At 58.3% G+C, this 17626-nt stretch carries 15 protein-coding genes; 7 read left to right on the plus strand and 8 right to left on the minus strand.

Annotated elements, in window-relative coordinates; translation table 11 throughout:
• Positions 1-120 precede the first annotated feature (120 nt).
• Genes J3P92_RS13815 through J3P92_RS13830 form a run of 4 tightly spaced genes read right to left on the minus strand, consistent with a single transcriptional unit; the run spans position 121 to position 5247 of the window.
• The gene (locus J3P92_RS13815) at positions 121-342 is read right to left on the minus strand and encodes a formate dehydrogenase subunit delta (RefSeq protein ID WP_434647588.1); all 222 of its coding nucleotides are present in this window, start codon (positions 340-342) and stop codon (positions 121-123) included.
• Positions 339-3215 carry a formate dehydrogenase subunit alpha gene (fdhF, locus tag J3P92_RS13820; protein ID WP_434647591.1) on the minus strand — a complete coding sequence of 959 codons (2877 nt, stop codon included), beginning with the start codon at positions 3213-3215 and terminating at the stop codon, positions 339-341. Before fdhF ends, J3P92_RS13815 begins: the two co-directional genes overlap by 4 nt.
• Positions 3212-4771 carry a formate dehydrogenase beta subunit gene (locus tag J3P92_RS13825; protein ID WP_434647593.1) on the minus strand — a complete coding sequence of 520 codons (1560 nt, stop codon included), beginning with the start codon at positions 4769-4771 and terminating at the stop codon, positions 3212-3214. Before J3P92_RS13825 ends, fdhF begins: the two co-directional genes overlap by 4 nt.
• Entirely contained in the window at positions 4765-5247 is a 483-nt protein-coding gene (locus J3P92_RS13830; RefSeq protein WP_420763805.1) for a formate dehydrogenase subunit gamma, read from the minus strand. Before J3P92_RS13830 ends, J3P92_RS13825 begins: the two co-directional genes overlap by 7 nt.
• Before the next feature lie 450 nt (positions 5248-5697).
• Between J3P92_RS13830 and J3P92_RS13835 the strand changes: the two genes are divergently transcribed.
• Genes J3P92_RS13835 through J3P92_RS13845 form a run of 3 tightly spaced genes read left to right on the plus strand, consistent with a single transcriptional unit; the run spans position 5698 to position 10407 of the window.
• Positions 5698-7182 (plus strand): RHS repeat domain-containing protein, encoded by a 1485-nt coding sequence (locus J3P92_RS13835; RefSeq protein WP_434647595.1) that lies wholly within the window; start codon positions 5698-5700, stop codon positions 7180-7182.
• Between the two features lie 17 nt (positions 7183-7199).
• Positions 7200-9890 (plus strand): RHS repeat-associated core domain-containing protein, encoded by a 2691-nt coding sequence (locus J3P92_RS13840; protein WP_434647598.1) that lies wholly within the window; start codon positions 7200-7202, stop codon positions 9888-9890.
• The gene (locus tag J3P92_RS13845; RefSeq protein WP_434647600.1) at positions 9877-10407 is read left to right on the plus strand and encodes a hypothetical protein; all 531 of its coding nucleotides are present in this window, start codon (positions 9877-9879) and stop codon (positions 10405-10407) included. The genes J3P92_RS13840 and J3P92_RS13845 overlap by 14 nt, the downstream gene beginning before the upstream one ends.
• Positions 10408-10655: 248 nt before the next feature.
• Here J3P92_RS13845 and J3P92_RS13850 read toward each other — a convergent pair whose 3' ends face one another.
• Entirely contained in the window at positions 10656-11546 is an 891-nt protein-coding gene (locus tag J3P92_RS13850; protein WP_420763801.1) for a LysR family transcriptional regulator, read from the minus strand.
• 230 nt (positions 11547-11776) lie between these two features.
• On the opposite strand from J3P92_RS13850, the gene J3P92_RS13855 reads away from it, so the two are divergent.
• The 4 genes from J3P92_RS13855 to J3P92_RS13870 all read left to right on the plus strand — a co-directional run bounded on the left by J3P92_RS13855 (position 11777) and on the right by J3P92_RS13870 (position 14503).
• Complete coding sequence (locus J3P92_RS13855) at positions 11777-12118, plus strand: cyclophilin-like fold protein (RefSeq protein ID WP_434647604.1); 342 nt, start codon at positions 11777-11779, stop codon at positions 12116-12118.
• 24 nt (positions 12119-12142) lie between these two features.
• A complete protein-coding gene (locus J3P92_RS13860) occupies positions 12143-13171 on the plus strand; it encodes an alpha/beta hydrolase (protein ID WP_434647607.1) in 1029 nt (342 codons plus the stop codon).
• A gap of 28 nt (positions 13172-13199) precedes the next feature.
• On the plus strand, positions 13200-13493 hold the full coding sequence (locus J3P92_RS13865; RefSeq protein ID WP_434647610.1) for a hypothetical protein: 294 nt from the start codon (positions 13200-13202) through the stop codon (positions 13491-13493).
• A gap of 140 nt (positions 13494-13633) precedes the next feature.
• Positions 13634-14503 carry an AraC family transcriptional regulator gene (locus J3P92_RS13870; RefSeq protein WP_434647613.1) on the plus strand — a complete coding sequence of 290 codons (870 nt, stop codon included), beginning with the start codon at positions 13634-13636 and terminating at the stop codon, positions 14501-14503.
• 19 nt (positions 14504-14522) lie between these two features.
• Here J3P92_RS13870 and J3P92_RS13875 read toward each other — a convergent pair whose 3' ends face one another.
• The 3 genes from J3P92_RS13875 to J3P92_RS13885 are packed head-to-tail and all read right to left on the minus strand — an operon-like array spanning position 14523 to position 17559.
• Complete coding sequence (locus J3P92_RS13875) at positions 14523-14966, minus strand: HIT family protein (protein ID WP_420763795.1); 444 nt, start codon at positions 14964-14966, stop codon at positions 14523-14525.
• A complete protein-coding gene (locus J3P92_RS13880; RefSeq protein WP_434647615.1) occupies positions 14963-15379 on the minus strand; it encodes a response regulator in 417 nt (138 codons plus the stop codon). The genes J3P92_RS13875 and J3P92_RS13880 overlap by 4 nt, the downstream gene beginning before the upstream one ends.
• Positions 15376-17559, minus strand: coding sequence for a PAS domain-containing sensor histidine kinase (locus tag J3P92_RS13885; RefSeq protein ID WP_434647618.1), 2184 nt, complete (start codon positions 17557-17559; stop codon positions 15376-15378). The genes J3P92_RS13880 and J3P92_RS13885 overlap by 4 nt, the downstream gene beginning before the upstream one ends.
• Between the last annotated feature and the right edge of the window lie 67 nt (positions 17560-17626).

Consider the following 17626-nt stretch of genomic DNA (forward strand, 5'->3'; position numbering starts at 1 on the left):
ACCAGGCACCGCGTTGCATCTAATGAACCGTGCTGACTGGTTACGACTGCTGCGCAGCCGAGCGGGGATAAATCCCCTCGCCACAGGGGCACAGGGGCACAGGGGCACAGATAGTTTTGCTTAAGTGGCTCCCTCCGGCTCTTTCAACGCCGCCAACACCAACGGATGCAGCACCGCATCCGGATATTTCTCCTGCCAAGCCCCCAGGTCCCGGCGCATGCCTGGTGTCCAGAAGTTCTTGATGTGTTGCCGAACGCCGTTCACCGCCAGGGCGTGGTCAGGCTCGGTGGCGAAATACCGGGCGATCTCGTTGGCCATTTTGATCAGGTTCTGAGCGCTCATCGACGCACCTCGGCCTTTTCCCCTTGACGGCGTTCCTTGAGCAAGCGGCGTTGTTCGTCGCTGAAGGCCTGGTAACGCTTCTGCCATTCCGAAGGCTGGCTGACCCGCACGATTTCCACCGCCGTGACCTTGTATTCCGGGCAGTTGGTGGCCCAGTCAGAGTTGTCGGTGGTGATCACGTTGGCGCCGGATTCGGGGAAGTGGAACGTGGTGTAGACCACGCCCGGCGCCACCCGCTCGGTGACCTTGGCCCGCAGCACGGTCTGCCCGGCGCGGCTGCTGATGCCGACCCAATCGTCTTCGGCGATACCGCGGTTCTCGGCGTCGGTCGGGTGGATTTCCAGGCGATCTTCCTCGTGCCAGGCGACGTTATCGGTGCGCCGGGTCTGGGCGCCGACGTTGTACTGGCTGAGGATGCGCCCGGTGGTCAGCAATAGCGGATAACGGCCGTTGACCTTCTCGTCGGTGGGCACGTAGCCGGTGAGCATGAAACGCCCTTTGCCCCGCACGAATGCCTCCATGTGCATGGTCGGCGTGCCGTCCGGCGCGGCGTCGTTGCACGGCCATTGCAGGCTGCCATGACGCTCCAGTTCGGCGTAGCTGACGCGGCTGAAGGTCGGCGTCAAACGGGCGATTTCATCCATGATTTCCGAGGGATGGCGGTAGTCCATTTTGTAGCCCAGGGCATCGGCCAGGGCGACGGTGGCTTCCCAATCGGCCTTGCCGGCCAACGGCTCCATCACTTTGCGCACGCGGGAGATGCGGCGCTCGGCATTGGTGAAGGTGCCATCCTTTTCCAGAAACGAGCTGCCCGGCAGGAACACGTGGGCGAACTTGGCCGTTTCGTTGAGGAAGATGTCTTGGACGATCACGCATTCAAGGGCGGTCAGGGCAGCGGTGACGTGCTGGGTATTGGGGTCGCTCTGGGCGATGTCCTCGCCTTGGCAGTAAAGCGCCTTGAAGGTGCCGTCCAGCGCCGCCTCGAACATGTTCGGGATGCGCAGGCCCGGATCGGGTTGCAGGGTCACGTTCCAAGCCTGTTCGAACTGGGCGCGCACCGTTTCGTTGGAGATGTGCCGGTAGCCGGGCAGTTCGTGGGGAAAGGAGCCCATGTCGCAAGAGCCCTGGACGTTGTTCTGCCCACGCAACGGGTTCACCCCGACGCCTTCGCGACCGATATTGCCGGTGGCCATGGCCAGGTTGGCGATGCCCATCACCGAGGTGCTGCCCTGGCTGTGTTCGGTGACGCCGAGGCCATAATAGATGGCTGCGTTGCCGCCCGTGGCGTAGACCCTTGCGGCGGCGCGGATCTGCTCGGCAGGCACGCCGCAGACAGGGCCGAGGACTTCGGGGGCATTTTCCGGCAGGCTGACGAAATCGCGCCAGCGAGCGAAATCCGTCGCCTCGCAACGGGCCTCGACAAAGGGTTGGTCAATCAAGCCCTCGGTGGCGATCACATGGGCAAACGCGTTGAGCATCGCCACATTGGTGCCTGGACGCAGTTGCAAATGCAGCTCGGCGCGGGCGTGGGGTGAATCCACCAGGTCGATGCGCCGTGGGTCGATGACAATCAGACGTGCGCCCTGGCGCAAGCGACGCTTGAGCTGGGAGCCGAACACCGGGTGTGCATCGGTAGGGTTGGCGCCCATCACCAGGATGACGTCGGCCTTCATCACCGAGTCGAAATTCTGCGTGCCGGCGGACTCGCCCAAGGTTTGCTTGAGGCCATAGCCGGTCGGCGAATGGCAGACCCGGGCGCAGGTGTCGACGTTGTTGTTGCCGAACGCGGTGCGCACCAGTTTCTGCACCAGGTAGGTTTCTTCGTTGGTGCAACGGCTGGAGGTGATGCCGCCGATGGAATCGCGCCCGTACTTGAGCTGGATGCGCCGCAGTTCGCTGGCGGCGTAGGTGACCGCCTCATCCCAGCTGACTTCCTGCCACGGGTCGCTGATGTGCTTGCGGATCATCGGCTTGGTGATGCGGTCCGGGTGCGTGGCATAGCCCCAGGCGAAGCGGCCCTTGACGCAGGAGTGGCCGTGGTTGGCCTGGCCGTTCTTGTCCGGGACCATGCGCACCAGTTGTTCGCCTTTCATCTCGGCGCGGAACGAACAACCCACGCCGCAATAGGCGCAGGTGGTGACAACGCTGCGTTCCGGCTGGCCGATCTCCACGACGCTTTTGTCGATCAGTGTGGCCGTCGGGCAGGCCTGGACGCAGGCGCCGCAGGACACGCATTCGGAATCGAGGAAGTTCTCGCCGCCAGCCGCTTCTACTCGGGAGTCGAAGCCGCGCCCGCTGATGGTCAGGGCGAAGGTGCCCTGGATTTCCTCGCAGGCGCGCACGCAGCGACTGCAGACGATGCACTTGCTCGGGTCGTAATCGAAATACGGGTTGGACACATCCTTGGCTTCGGCCAGGTGATTGGCCCCTTCGTAGCCGTAGCGCACCTCACGCAAACCCACCTGTCCCGCCACGGTCTGCAGCTCGCAGTTGCCGTTGGCCGGGCATGTCAGGCAGTCCAGCGGGTGATCGGAAATGTACAGTTCCATCACGTTGCGGCGCAGCGTGGCGAGCTTGGACGTCTGCGTGCGGACCACCATGCCGTCGGTCACCGGCGTCGTGCACGAGGCCGGATAGCCGCGCATGCCGTCGATTTCCACCAGGCACATGCGGCAGGAGCCGAAGGCTTCCATGCTGTCGGTGGCGCACAGTTTGGGGATGGTGGTGCCGACCAGGGCCGCCGCGCGCATCACCGAGGTACCGGACGGAACCCTGATTTCGCGCCCGTCGATGGTCAGGCTGACCTGCACGTCGCTTTCGCGGGCCGGGGTGCCCAGGTCGATGTCGCTGGCTGGATCGAAAATGGTGATCATTGGTCGGCCTCCGAGGTCGCCAGACCGAAGTCGGCGGGGAAATGCTTGAGGGCGCTGGCGACGGGGTAGGACGTCATCCCACCGAGGGCACAAAGCGAGCCGTATTGCAGCGTGTCGCACAGGTCTTGCAGCAACAGCGCCTGGTCCTGACGGGCATGGGCATCGGTGCTGGCGAGCAGACGATCCACCACCTCGACGCCACGGGTCGAGCCGATGCGGCACGGCGTGCATTTGCCGCAGGATTCCTCCGCGCAGAACTGCAAGGCAAACCGGGCCATCCTGGCCATGTCCAGGCTGTCATCGGCGACCACCACGCCACCGTGGCCGAGCATTGCGCCCATGGCGGCGAACGCCTCGTAGTCCAATGGCGTGTCGAACTGCGCTGGCGGCACCCAGGCGCCCAACGGCCCGCCGACTTGCGCGGCCTTCAGCGGACGACCGCTAGCGGTGCCGCCGCCATATTCTTCCACCAATTCGCGCAGGCTCAGGCCGAACGCCCGTTCAACCAGGCCGCCGCGACGCACGTTGCCGGCCAATTGAAACGGCATGGTTCCCAGGGAACGACCCATGCCGAAATCGCGATAGAACTGCGCGCCCTTCTCCAGGATCACCGGTACCGAGGCCAGCGTCACCACGTTGTGCACCAGCGTCGGCAAGCCAAACAGGCCCTGCAACGCCGGCAGCGGCGGCTTGGCGCGCACCGTGCCGCGCTTGCCTTCGAGGGATTCGAGCATCGCCGTTTCCTCACCACAGATATAGGCGCCGGCGCCAACCCGGACTTCAAGCTCGAAGGCGCGGCCGCTGCCGGCCACATCGGTTCCCAGGTAACCGGCCTCGCGGGCGATGCGCAGTGCTTCGTTCAAGGTGCTGACGGCGTCCGGATACTCCGAGCGCACGTAGATGTAAGCCATCGTCGCGCCGACGGCGATGCCGGCGATAATCATGCCTTCGATCAGCAGGAACGGGTCGCCTTCCATCAGCATGCGGTCGGCAAAGGTGCCGGAGTCGCCTTCGTCGGCATTGCATACCACGTACTTCTGCGGCCCCGGAGCGTCGCGCACGGTGCGCCACTTGATGCCCGCCGGGAAAGCCGCCCCACCCCGGCCACGCAGGCCGGAGTCGAGCACCTGGGCGACCACCTCGGCGCCATCCGTCTGGATCGCCCGGGCCAGGCCAAGGAACCCGCCCCGGGCGCGGTAGTCATCCAGGGACAAAGGTTGAGTGATGCCGGCACGGGCAAATAACAGGCGTTGCTGGCTCTTGAGGTAGGGAATGTGCTCAACCAATCCCAATGCCGATGGATGGCTACCAGGATCACCCGCCAGCGCGTCGAGCAGGCCCGGTACGTCCTGGGCCGTGACCGGGCCAAAACCCAAGCGTCCTTCAGGTGTGTCCAGCTCCACCAACGGTTCCAGCCAATAAAGCCCACGGGAACTGGTGCGCAACACCTGCAAGGGCCATTGACGCCGCTCGGCCTCGCGGACCAACGCATCGGCCACCTTGTCCGCACCGACGGCGCGGGCCACTGAATCACGGGGAATGCAGAGGGTCAGCATGGGCCATCCTCCAGGCAGCCATTCACCAATTGGCGCAGGCGCTCCGGGGTCAGCCGCGCATGCAGTTCCCCGTCCAGCTCCAGGGCCGGCGAACAGACGCAGGCGCCCAGGCAATAGACGGGTCGCAGGCTGATCGCTCCATCGGCGCTGGTGCCGTGGTCATCCAGCGAAAGCTGTTCGCGCAACTGCGCAGCCAGCCCCTCGGCCCCCATGCTCTGGCACGACTCGGCCCGGCACAGGCGCAGGGTGTGGCGCGCCGGTGGCGTGGTGCGAAAGTCATGGTAGAAGCTGATCACCCCGCGCACTTCAGCCTGGCTGAGGTTGAGGGCATGGGCGATTTCAGGGACGGCGGTGTCGGGAACGTACCCGCACCCTTCCTGGATGGCATGGAGGATGGGCAACAAGGCACCGGGGGTGTCCTTCTTGCGCGCCAGCACGTCGTGAATCAGAGGCAGGTGAAGCGTCTCATCAGGCATAAACGTACCTCGGCATCTCGAACGACAGCGCCGCGTGGCGGTGGCCGTTCGGAGTCTTGGCTGCGGCGTGCGGCCCACGTCACGGTTACGTGGCAAATCCGATCGCCATTCTTGCTCGCCGGCCAAATGTCTTTGGCGCACTGGGTCCGGGGCATCTTCACAGCTTGCCACTCCCGGGGGGTGGCGATTGCACATGGACGACTAAACGTGTTCTGAAAGCGACCAGGGGTGAAAAGTTGTCCTGCGTCCACAGGAGGTCAAATGCACAAATGATTGTAGGCGACGCACAGCGATCGGTGGCTATTGGCCGTTTTCCTGACTGTCAGCGTGGCGGCTGCTTTGCTGGATCACAACATGAAGTAACAAACACCCTATATATGTATCGTTTCACAGCGATCAATCCCGCCATCCTTTAGGAGAACAACAATCTGATACCAGAAGGACCCTGGAATGCCATGCAAACAACTTTTTACGCACTTCTTTTTGCTTACGTCACTTACGGCAAGCTTCAATACGTTGGCAGAAGAGTATTACTGGACGATTGAGCAATTCCCGGAACACCTGCAAGAGCGACAGCCCTCGCCGGAATTGGCTTGTAGATGGTTACATAAAGAATATGGCGAAATCTGGAATTACACACCAGCGGCGGCAACGGAGGACGATCACATCTGGCATTGCCACATGATATATGGCAAGGATCCCTTAAACGATTCTTATGGCGCGGGATCCATTTTCCGCAGCGGCAACACTTGCGTCGAAAGCCAACAATTCAATAAGACTTCAGGCCAATGCGAGACTCAAGGCGTCGACAGTGGCTGCCCCCTGAGCCTGGCGGGAAATCCAATAAATTTCGCGACAGGTTACAAAATACAAAAAGAAAACGATTACTCAAGTGTGCATTCACACCCAAGCGCAAACCCACTCCACTTTTCAAGATTCTACAGAAGCATTGACGGAGTATGGCGGCATAGCTATTCATCCAGGCTCAGCCTCGAAAAAAACTTGATCACGCTAGTTCATCATGATGGAAGTCGATCCTTTTTTGATAAAAAGGGAGCGTCTTATGAGGCTAGGCCACCCGAAACAGGAAGGCTCGTATATCAGTCGGACCGGTGGAACTACCAGGCCCACGATGATCGTTCTCTTGAATTTGATAGCAGCGGAAGATTAATTGCGCTTATCAAATCAGGTCGCGCGCTGAACATTGGCTATTTAAGCAACGTTGCGACCGTCACCGATAGTTCTGGCAACACCTTACAATTCACCGAGGACACATTAAAACAACCTCTTACCTTGACTACGAACAGCGTAAAAATTGTCTATACCTATAACAAATACAAACAACTGACTTCCATGACCAGCGCCTATCCGACCCACACAGAGAATAAACAATACATCTACGAAGACCCGAAAGATAGCAGGCTGCTGACCGGCGTTATTGATGCGCGCGGGGTACGTTATGCAACATGGAGTTATGATGATCAAGGGCGGGCCGTTACGAGTGAACACGCAGCCGGCATAGAAAACATCTCAGTCCACTACAACCCTGATGGATCATCAACGGTAATCAACGCACTGGGTAAAAAAACCCGATATCAATTTGAATTGATTCAAGGCGTCAAACGTATCAAATCGATTGCGGGTCTTCCTTCAGCAAACTGTCCCAACAGCAACTCAACTTTCACCTACGACACCCACGGTCTGCTGACAAAAAATACAGACAACAATGGCAATATAACCACTTATATCTACAACGACCGTGGCCTGGAAACCTCTCGAACGGAGGCGAGCGGCACTTCTCAAGCGAAAACGACCACCACCGAATGGCACCCGACGCTGTATTCCCCAGTGCGCATCAACGAACCGGATCGCTCCATTCAATACACCTACGACTCTCAAGGGCGGCAGCTCAGTAAAACAATCATTTCACGTTAATTCAGAAGGATCTGAATATGAACACATGGACATGCAGGGTGGCTCTGTTCGCTCTCGCTTTGGGCGGAACCATTACCACCCTTCCTCATTGCCAAGCTGCCGAACGTGGCTGGTCGTTCACCTATAATACCCAGGGGCAGCTGGAGTCGTCAGATGGCCCCCGAACAGATGTAAGTGACATTACCCGCTATGAATACGATGCCAAAGGACGTCTGGCACGCGTTATCAACGCGCTTGGGCATACCACCGCATTTTCCAACTTCGACGTCGCTGGCTACCCTAAGACAGTTGTCGATTCCAATGGTGTTATTACAAACCTGACTTATGCCCCACAAGGCTGGATGAAGTCGTTGAGTACCGCTACCGGCACTGTTCGCCTCGAACACAACGCCGTGGGGGACGTCATCAAGATAATTCGCGCAGACAAGAGCTGGTCGACTTACACCTGGGACGATGCACGACGGCTTATTCGAGTGACCAATAACGCAGGGGAACAGATCGAATTTGATCTCGATCCGATGGGGAACCGGACTGCGGTACGGATCAAGGACAAGACGGGTAATCTGACCAAACAACATCAATGGGTGTATGACGAACTGGGGCGCTTGCTGCGCTCAGTGGGTGCGGCCGGCCAGACAAGCCTGGCACAGTACGACCTCAACGATAATCCCATCGCGCGGACCAACCCCCGCAATCACAGTCACCAACGGGCCTTTGACTCACTGAACCGATTGGTGACGAATACTGACCCACTTAATGGCATCACTCAACTTGAGTACGACGTTCAACATAACCTCACGCAAGTCCGCGACCCACGTGGTGTGGCCACTCAATATCAATACGACGGCCTGGGCAACCTGACGCGGGTGAACAGCCCTGACAGCGGCGCCACTCACTACCAGCACGATGCCGCAGGCAACGTGACGCAACAGGTGGACGCGCGTGGTGTGGTCACGACTTTTACCTACGATGCGCTCAATCGCCTGACCGCCCGCCGCTATTCGACGAACCCGGCATTGGACGTTCAGTTCCACTACGATTCGATTGCCGCCGGTAACAAAGGCATCGGCCGACTGACAGCCGTGGAGGATGTCAACGGGGTGCTGAATTACACCTACGACGCCCAAGGCAACGTTACAGCCCAGCGGCAAACAGCGCCTGCAAACACAGCCACTCAGCCAGAACAAATCGGCTATGGATACGATGTCGCCAATCGATTGAGCAGCATCGACTATCCGGCGGATTTTGGCATCGTCTACTCACGCAACACCGCAGGACAAATCAGCCAAGTGCAGATCCGGCGCGGCACAGGGCAGCCAACCGCATTTGCCAGTCACATCACGTATCAACCTTTCGGTCCGCTTAAAAACCTGACCTGGGCCAACGGGGCTACGCTTCAACGTACCTACGATCTGGACTACCGGCTGACCGCTCAAACCGTTGCGGGCCAGAGCAAGACCTATACTTACGACGGCCAGGGAAACATGACTCAATTGCAACGCGACTCAGTCGACAACCATGGCTACAGCTATGACTCACTGGATCGCCTGATAGGGGAATCTACTGCTTTCAACCGGATGACTTACGTTTATGATCCGGCGGGGAACCGCACCCGAAAAGAGCTCAGCACTTTGATTGACGGCGAGTTACGTATCACCGCTGGCACGTCTTATCGGTATGGGGCGAGCAACAATCGGTTGACGCAGGCAGGCACCCACTCGGTAGACTTCGACGCGGCAGGCAACCTGACCGCAGACCGCGCTAATCGTCAGTTTTCCTACGACGAGCAGAATCGCCTGAGCAAAGTGAAAATCAAGGGGGTTATCAAGGCTCGGTTCCGCTACAACGCTCTCGGCCAACGCAGCCAGAAAATCACCCCTCAAGGCACGACAACGTTCATCTACGGATTAAATGGCGAACTCCTTGGCGAGCATTTATTCGATAAGCATGGCAAGAAGCTGAAAAGTCAGTTTTATATCTGGCTCGAAGGGGTGCCCTTGGGCGGGATCAGTATGAGCTACGGCGCAACAGGCGCGCCAGCAAACAGCACCCCGTTCTACCTCCATAGCGATCACCTCAACACACCTCGAATCGCAACGAACGCAGCGCGGACCAAGGTATGGGAATGGGTTTCCGATGCATTTGGTACAAAGGAAGCCAGCGGACAACTGGAGATCAATCTGCGCTTTCCCGGTCAGTACTACGATGTCGAGACTGGACTCCACTATAACTATTTTCGTGATTACGACCCTAAAACTGGACGCTATGTGCAGAGTGATCCGATTGGGTTGGCGGGCGGACTGAACACCTACAGCTATGTAAATGGCAATCCGCTAAAACAGGTTGACCCATTAGGCTTGGAATCTATTTTTGAGTGGTCCACAAAAGCTGAAACCGAAGCGCAAAATAGTAAATTACCTGGCATGCACAATGGGCCTCAAGATGCGTATAGACATTGTGTTGCATCCTGCATGATCGCCTCATCGAACTGGGGAGAAACAGTAAGCCAGTTCGCAGGCTGGGCAAATGAAATATCCAATTTTGGACAAAATCCCAGCGAAAGAGCCATGGATGATTTTAACAACCAAGCAGGTATATGCGCAGCCAAGGGCAACAACCCCCCGGAAAACTGCCCCCAAAGCTGCATGACATTTCTTAACAATGGAATTTTAAGGACAGAGGCAAGCTCTGAAGGTGCATACTATTAACATCATTCTTAAAATATCGAAAAGAACAGCAGTATTGGTTGCTCTAGCGGTTGTATTTTTTGCTGCCTTTCAACTCAGATACAAAGAACCCGTAAACATTGAACTTGCTTGCGAGGGCACTCCACCTCTGCTAACAAACAACTTAAATAGCTGCAGCTTTGTTGATCAGACATTGAGCTTTCTTGAGGCGGAAGGCTACAAGCCAGTAATCCTAGAAAGCTCAGAAAAGAACAGCGGCCTTCTACGAAAAAAATTTTCTTTAAAAATACTTGAAGTATCCAACTATAAAATAGACAACGATACTGGATCCGCGCAATTCAGCTTTATAAATGGACGATTATTTGCCATTTCCTACTTCCCAAAAGCTTCAGATACGGTATTTGAAAGGTATCCAGCAAGTAAATCCGAGGCGCTGACTGTAAAACACCTGACCAACCACCAAGGGTTGAAATACATATCATGGTCAAACAATCACCTTGAAGCCTATATCACTTGGTGGATATCGAGATTCTCATAAGAACTAGTATATGAGTCACTAACGTTACGGCTTTCTCCAAGCCGTAACGTTTCTTTAGAGGTATTGGAGCGCCCGGTTTCAGTGCAACAACAGTTCTTATCAGCCCACAGATCTCCGCGAAAAAAGGACTCCCGTCTCGCCACAAAAGCAACACATCCTGACCAAAACACTCGCGCCGAAATGACCTATCGATCTACCTCGCTTGAGACGATGCATAGGTTCCGGCTGACTGGCGTAGCGTTTTACTCTCAGACGTTGCGCAATGCATTGGCAACCAGGGTAAAGGCAGGCGAAGGCTGCCGTCGGCTGGGATAGTACAGATAGTAGCCTGGAAATGGTGGGCACCAATCCTCCAGTACGCGCACCAGCCGGCCCGCCTCCAGGTGCGGTTCGAATTCCTCTTCGGGCAGGTACGCAATGCCCAGTCCGGCCAACGCGGCGTCAACGATGTGGGTCGAGGTATTGAAGATGAGCTGGCCGTCTACTCGGACGTTGACCTGCTTGCCGCGCCGCTCGAAATCCCAGACATAAAGCCCGCCAGAAGTCGGCATGCGCTGGTTGATACAGCGATGGCCGAGCAGGTCGCGGGGGCTCTTGGGAATGGCGCGGGTGTCGAAGTAACCAGGCGCAGCCACCGCAGCCATTCGCAATTCAGGACCTATCGGCACTGCCACCATGTCCTTGTCGATGGTGTCGCCCAAGCGTACCCCGGCATCGAAACGGTCCGCGACGATGTCACGGAAGCCGTAACTGACGTCAAATTCAACGTTGATGTCCGGATAGTCATGCAGCAACCCAGTCAGTTTCGGCAGCAAAGTGGTGCGCAAGACGTGGTCGCCGCAGGTGATGCGAACAATGCCTGCGGGCTTGTCGCGCATTTCCGTGAGCATAGCCAGCTCGGCTTCGATCTCATCGAAACGATTGCCGATGGCCTGCAGCAGGCGCTCCCCCGCAATGGTCGGCGACACGCTGCGGGTGGTGCGCGTGAGCAGGCGGATCTGCAGGCGTGCCTCCAGCCCACTGATCGCCTGGCTCAGCGCCGATTGGGTGACGCCCAATGCGCCGGCAGCCCGGGTGAAGCTGCCCTCCCTCGCCACGGTGACGAAAGACAGCAGATCGTTGAGATTTCTTTTGACCATGGCGAAAGCACTTCAAGCAGTTTGATTAGCTTTGCTTATAGCCTTGTTAAGCATTCATTAGCTAGTCGCTTTACTGTGCGCAGGTCACCATGGCCCCTATGAAAAAGAACCCCTGCACAACGGCGATAAGGTCGGGCCGGCTTGTGTTACCGCTGGTCATGCTCGTACTTGGCAACCACGCAACGCTCAACGGTGCTGCGTTGGCATCTTCCCTCACGGAGAAAACGGCAATGTGGATGACCGTGGGTGAACAGCGTTTCGCCATTACCGTGGCTGACAACGCCGCTGCCCAGAGATTTGTCGCGCTATCGCCACTGGCACTGGAGATGAGCGATCTCAATCGCAACGAGAAATACGCCACCCTCCCCCAAACGCTGCCCGCCACGGCGAGCAGGCCGGGAACCATCCGCAACGGCGACCTGATGCTGTACGGCAAGGACACCCTGGTCATGTTCTACAAGGATTTCGACTCGACCTACGCCTATACGCGCCTCGGTCACGTGAACGACACCTCGGGACTCGCTCAGGCATTGGGCCCAGGCACCGTGCGAGTGACGTTCTCCCACGATTGATAACCCGCATCGACAGGTCCACCCATGAAAAAGATCCTCGTCCTATTAACGCTTTTCGTCATGTCTCTTTCAGCGATAGGAGCCGATATGTCCAACGGCGCAGACAATTTCTACACCAGCGACGAAGTGACCGTGAAAAAGGTCAGCTTCAGGAACCAGTACCAGATGAAGGTGGCAGGCAACCTGTTCATCCCGAAAAAACTCAACGGCAAGACAAGCAATCCGGCAATTGTCGTGGGCCATCCAATGGGCGCGGTGAAGGAACAGAGCGCGAATCTATATGCCACGAAGATGGCGGAAAAAGGCTTCGTGACCCTCTCTCTCGACCTGTCGTTCTGGGGCGAAAGCGAGGGTCGGCCACGCAACGCGGTCTCGCCGGATATCTACGCCGAGGACTTCAGCGCGGCGGTGGACTATCTCAGTGCCCAACCTTTCGTCGACAAGGAACGGATTGGCGCCCTCGGTATCTGTGGCAGCGGCAGCTTCGTGATCAGTGCCGCCAAGATCGACCCGCGCATGAAGGCCATCGCCACCGTGAGCATGTATGACATGGGCGGCGTCAATCGCAACGGGTTGAAGCATTCCCAGACGCTCGATCAACGCCGAGCCATCATCGCTCAGGCAACGCAGCAGCGTAACGTCGAGTTCGCCGGCGGTGAAACGCTGTACACCAGCGGTACGGTGCACAAGCTGGATGAAAACACCCACCCTATCCAACGCGAATTCTTCGACTTCTACCGCACCCCACGCGGCGAGTTCACGCCATCCGGCTCGTCCAGGGACTTGACTACGCACCCCACGCTCACCAGCAACATCAAGTTCATGAACTTCTACCCGCTCAATGACATCGAGACCATTTCACCTCATCCGATGCTCTTCATTGCCGGCGCCGATGCCCACTCCAGGGAGTTCAGCGAAGAGGCCTATAAACTTGCCGGCCAGCCCAAGGAACTGGTGATCATCCCTGGGGCCGGGCATGTGGATCTTTATGATCGGGTCGATCTGATTCCGTTTGACAAGTTGATGAGTTTCTTTCAGAACAGCCTGAAGTGATATATCGGCAACCAGGTTCGAAAAACCCATGGACGAACGCCTAGCAATTATCAAGAAGCTGATCCGAGCCGTTGTGACCACGAGCCAATCTGATGAAATCACCTATCAATCAGAGTGGCTCGGCTACATGCCCTTCCCGGTCAATCACTGGGTTGAACATCAAGGCAAGACGTTCTCCGGCGACTTCCCGTTTGACTGGACGCTAGAGGACTTGGCCGGTCTTGAGCGCATAGGCTTCCTGGAAAAGCTGGAAGCCTATGAAAATCCGGAAGACCGATTCGATCGACATATCCGGTACCGCGTGCATATCGGACCCGCGTAACACGCGGTGATAATGGCGGGCGGGGTAATTTCAGCCGTCCGCGTTCGTAGTCCCCGCCTGTTCTTTTAGCAAAAGCGGCTAGGCGGGCTCGCGGCGTATAGTCGACTCTAGGCCCGACCCGTTTCCAAGAGCCCTGATCCGTGCCCGACTTGCCAAAGACCTCCACCTATAAAAGACGCTTCGACGCCGTCCTCGCCTACATCGACGCCAATCTCGAAGGTGATCTCTCGGTGAAAACGTTGAGTGATGTGGCGAACTTCTCGGTATTTCACTTCCATCGACAATTCACGGCGTTCATGGGCGTGCCCGTTTCACGTTATGTGCAACTGATGCGCCTACGACGCGCGGCACATCAATTGGTTGCCTTTGCTGGGTACTCGGTACTGGATGCCGCATTGGATGCGGGCTTTAAAAGCCCCGAGGCGTTCTGTCGAGCGTTTGGCCGAGCGTTCGGCATGGCGCCAAGCGCGTTCAGGAAGAAACCCAACTGGCAGGTCTGGAGTACGGTGTTTGCCATCCCCCATCTCTCACGGAGTATCTTTATGCAAGTTCGAATCATCGAGTTACCTGAAGTCAGGATTGCGGCGCTTGAACATCGCGGCCCTGCCGGGCTCGTCAGCGAAAGCGTGGACCGGTTCATCGAATGGCGTATGCGTAGCGGGCAGTCGCCCGTGGCATCAAGCCGTACGTTTGGCATTCCCTACGGCAACCCCGACACCACACCGCCACACGACTTCCGCTTCGCGATCTGCGGCGAGATTGATGAGGAAGTGGCGCCGAACGCGTTCGGTGTTCAGCCAATGGTCATCCCCGGCGGTCGCTACGCAGTGGTCCGCCACGCCGGATCGCCTGATCATATCGGCGAAACGATCTATCCGATCTATCGTGAATGGCTACCCGCAAGCGGCGAGGAACTTCGTGACCAGCCGCTGTTTTTCCACTACCTGAGCGCCTATCCCGAGACACCACGAGATCAATGGCAAACCGATGTGTACGTTCCGCTGCGGTGAGGACAAGCGCTACGCCCCATCAGGCCCCCGAGCGAATCCGCTCCACCAACCGCGCCTGCAACGCCTCAAGCTCCTGCGGATCGGCTTTCCCTTGCCCATGTACGCCAGGCGCCTGTCCTTCCCAGCGCGGAACGATGTGCACATGGATGTGAAAGACCGTCTGCCCCGCCGGCGCGCCGTTGAATTGAGCGATTTGCACGCCGTCGGGTTGCAACTCGTCGACGATGATGCGGGTCAGGCGTTGTACCGCTGCCATCATCTTGCCAAGGATTGCCGGGTCGACGTCGAGGATATTGCGCGCCTGGGCCCCCTTTGGAATGACTAGCACATGGCCCCGGGACTGGGGAAAGATGTCGAGGAAGGCCAGCACATCGTCATCTTCGTAGATCTTGTAGGCAGGTGCTTCACCCCGAAGGATCATCGCGAAAATGTTCTGGGAATCGTATTGGCCGTGCAGACTCATGGTTGCTCCTTGGGTTTCAGAGCCGCCGATATCGGCCCTGGGATGGCGTTGCGTTCTTGCAGGGTCAGCGCGATTTTTCGCTGCAACTCGTTTTCCGAAAACGGCTTGTGCAACACCGGGCACTGGGCAAACTCGGCGGGCAGGCCGCTGGCGCCGTATCCGGTGCTGAATAAAAAAGGAATTTTACGATCACGAAGGATTTCAGCCACCGGAAAAACCCGTTCTCCGGCCAGGTTGACGTCCAGGATCGCCAGATCGACCTCAACGGTCCCCGCCGCTTCCCGGGCCATGGCAAGCCGCGGGATGGAGGCCACCACCTCGCACCCCTGCTCTTCGAGCATTTCCTCGATCAGCATGGCGACTGCGCCTTCATCCTCGACGAGCAACACCTTGATCCCGGCAAATATCGTCATGCGTGGTGCTCGGGAACCATGAAGGAGAACCGGCAGAGCACGCCTTCAGGCGCGAAGGTCAGCACAAATATTCCACCCAGGTCGCGTTCGATGCAGCGCTTCATCAATCGCGAACCCAAACCCTCGCGTTCCGGTTGCGACACTGGCGGTCCGTCTTGCTCGCGCCAGTCCACGGTCAGCAACACGCCGTTCGATTGCGGCTGGACATTCCAGCTCACTGAAAGGCGGCCCGTCTCGACGGACATCGAACCGTATTTGAGGGCGTTGATCGCCAATTCGTTGAGCGTCATCGTGAGGCCGAGCGCGACCCGGGTATCGACGTCAATGGGATCACCCTCGATCGTGATACGGTCAGAATCAGTGCCGAAAATGGGCATGAGCACCTCCTGGGCCAGGGACCCCAGGGCCGTATGGCCCCAATGCCGCCTCGTCAGCAGGTCATGGGCGCGGGACAACGCGAGCAGCCGCGCTTCGAACCGGTTGTAACCGTCCTTGGCGCTTTCTGCGTTGCGTGCCGTCTGGGCCGCCAGGGATTGCACCGTGGCCAAGGTGTTCTTGACCCGATGGTTGAGCTCGTCGATCAGGGTTTTTTGCCGGTCTTCCGCCTGTTTTCGCTCGGAGATATCCACCAGCATGTTGATGGCGCCCACCAGGTTGCCCTCGGCATCGTGCAGCGGCGTAGGGTACGGGGCGAACGGCACCCGTGTGCCGTCGGGCCGCTCCGCGACGGCTTCGACCCCGCGTATCGGCCGGTTTTCCTTCAGGGCGACTGCCATCGGGCACTGGTCGTGGGGCAGGAAGGTCCCGTCGGTGGTGAACAATTTCCAGGTCACGCACCAAAGGTCGCCCAACTGTGGTGTTTGTCCCGACAACTCCACTGCTGCCCGGTTGAAAAAGGTGATACGGCCTTGAGCATCGGTGGTGTAGACCGCCGCCGGCAGGGCCTCGAGCAGATTGCGCATATGCCGCTCGCTGTCGCGGATCTGATTTTCCATGCGACGCGCCAGCGTGACGTCCTGCAGTATCCGGACCCCATACCGAAACGCGCCGTTGGCGTCGCGCACGGACGAGCTGTGGATGTCCAGGTAGACGGTCTCGCCATCGGGCTTGAAGGCGCGCTTGCGCAGCACGTAATTGTCCAGTTCACCCGCCACCTGGCGTGCATAGAGGGCTGCATCCTCGTCGGTACTGTCCCTGTGCGTGTAGTCCAGGAATGTCATTTCCAATAGCTCTTCGCGCGTGCGGCCCAGCATGTTGCAGAGGGCGTCGTTGACGCGCAGCAGCCGGCCATCCGCGCCGGACTCGGCAATGCCGATCGTCGCCGCTTGGTAAGTCGCCAGGAGTCTGTCGTCGCTCTCCTGGCGCGCCGTCTCGGCCACGTGGACACTGGTCATGTCCACCGTAAAGCACCGCGTATTGAACAGTTTTCCCTCTTCGAACCGGCCGTTGGACGTGATGGTGACATGCTTGATCGAGCCGTCCTTGGCCTTCAGGCGCGCCGGGTAATCCTGCAGGCATTGACCGCTGCCGAGCTTGTTCAGGATGTCGTTGATGACCGGCTCGTCGGCATGGAAATCGGTGATGCTACGGCCGATGTATTCCTCCGGCGAATAACCCAGCAAGGCCAGTTCGGCCTTGTTGGCGCGCAGGATGATGCCTTCACCACTGACGATGTGGAGGCCCACGGCGCTGTTCTCGAAGAAATCTTCAAGGTCCTCATTCTTGCGTCGCAACTCTTCGGCCAAGGCATGCTGCGCCGAAATGTCCTGGAAGCAGTTGATCGCCCCTTGGATGATGCCTTGGGAGTCTTTCAATGGCCTGATATTCACCAGGGCAATGAATCGCGATCCGTCCGGACGCTCGATGAACACTTCCTGGTTGCGCGTTGCCTCACCCGTGACGAGGGCTGTGGCCATCGGGCAGTCTTCGAAGGCAAGCGGAGTGCCGTCGGGCAGGAACAAACGGTAGGAACCGCAGAAACGATCACCGCCCTCCCCCAGAATCGGCGTCCGCCCCCACATGGCGGCCGCCTCGCTGTTGTGCCGCACCAGCCAGCCGTTGTGATCGCACAGGTACACCGCGCCAGGAATCGCATCAAGTGCGCTGGCGCCCGTTGCCACAAGGCTTTCGTACTCGCTCGGGGGGCGCGTCTGCGAGGGAAACGCTTCTATGTTCGACATGGTTGATCCTCAATCCGCCTGGCTGACTACCTGCTACACAACGACTCCCAAGTTCAACCTGAGTCGT

This window comes from Pseudomonas sp. D3-27 (assembly GCF_051132165.1).
Lineage (GTDB): Bacteria > Pseudomonadota > Gammaproteobacteria > Pseudomonadales > Pseudomonadaceae > Aquipseudomonas.

Bases quoted from the DNA above. Each gene is read 5' to 3' on its own strand.
- J3P92_RS13880 (WP_434647615.1), bottom strand. From the start codon at position 15,379: ATGACGATATTTGCCGGGATCAAGGTGTTGCTCGTCGAGGATGAAGGC.
- J3P92_RS13825 (WP_434647593.1), bottom strand. From the start codon at position 4,771: ATGCTGACCCTCTGCATTCCCCGTGATTCAGTGGCCCGCGCCGTCGGT.
- J3P92_RS13860 (WP_434647607.1), top strand. From the start codon at position 12,143: ATGAAAAAGATCCTCGTCCTATTAACGCTTTTCGTCATGTCTCTTTCA.
- J3P92_RS13865 (WP_434647610.1), top strand. From the start codon at position 13,200: ATGGACGAACGCCTAGCAATTATCAAGAAGCTGATCCGAGCCGTTGTG.
- J3P92_RS13875 (WP_420763795.1), bottom strand. From the start codon at position 14,966: ATGAGTCTGCACGGCCAATACGATTCCCAGAACATTTTCGCGATGATC.
- J3P92_RS13855 (WP_434647604.1), top strand. From the start codon at position 11,777: ATGTGGATGACCGTGGGTGAACAGCGTTTCGCCATTACCGTGGCTGAC.
- J3P92_RS13835 (WP_434647595.1), top strand. From the start codon at position 5,698: ATGCCATGCAAACAACTTTTTACGCACTTCTTTTTGCTTACGTCACTT.
- J3P92_RS13885 (WP_434647618.1), bottom strand. From the start codon at position 17,559: ATGTCGAACATAGAAGCGTTTCCCTCGCAGACGCGCCCCCCGAGCGAG.
- J3P92_RS13840 (WP_434647598.1), top strand. From the start codon at position 7,200: ATGAACACATGGACATGCAGGGTGGCTCTGTTCGCTCTCGCTTTGGGC.
- J3P92_RS13830 (WP_420763805.1), bottom strand. From the start codon at position 5,247: ATGCCTGATGAGACGCTTCACCTGCCTCTGATTCACGACGTGCTGGCG.
- fdhF (WP_434647591.1), bottom strand. From the start codon at position 3,215: ATGATCACCATTTTCGATCCAGCCAGCGACATCGACCTGGGCACCCCG.
- J3P92_RS13850 (WP_420763801.1), bottom strand. From the start codon at position 11,546: ATGGTCAAAAGAAATCTCAACGATCTGCTGTCTTTCGTCACCGTGGCG.
- J3P92_RS13815 (WP_434647588.1), bottom strand. From the start codon at position 342: ATGAGCGCTCAGAACCTGATCAAAATGGCCAACGAGATCGCCCGGTAT.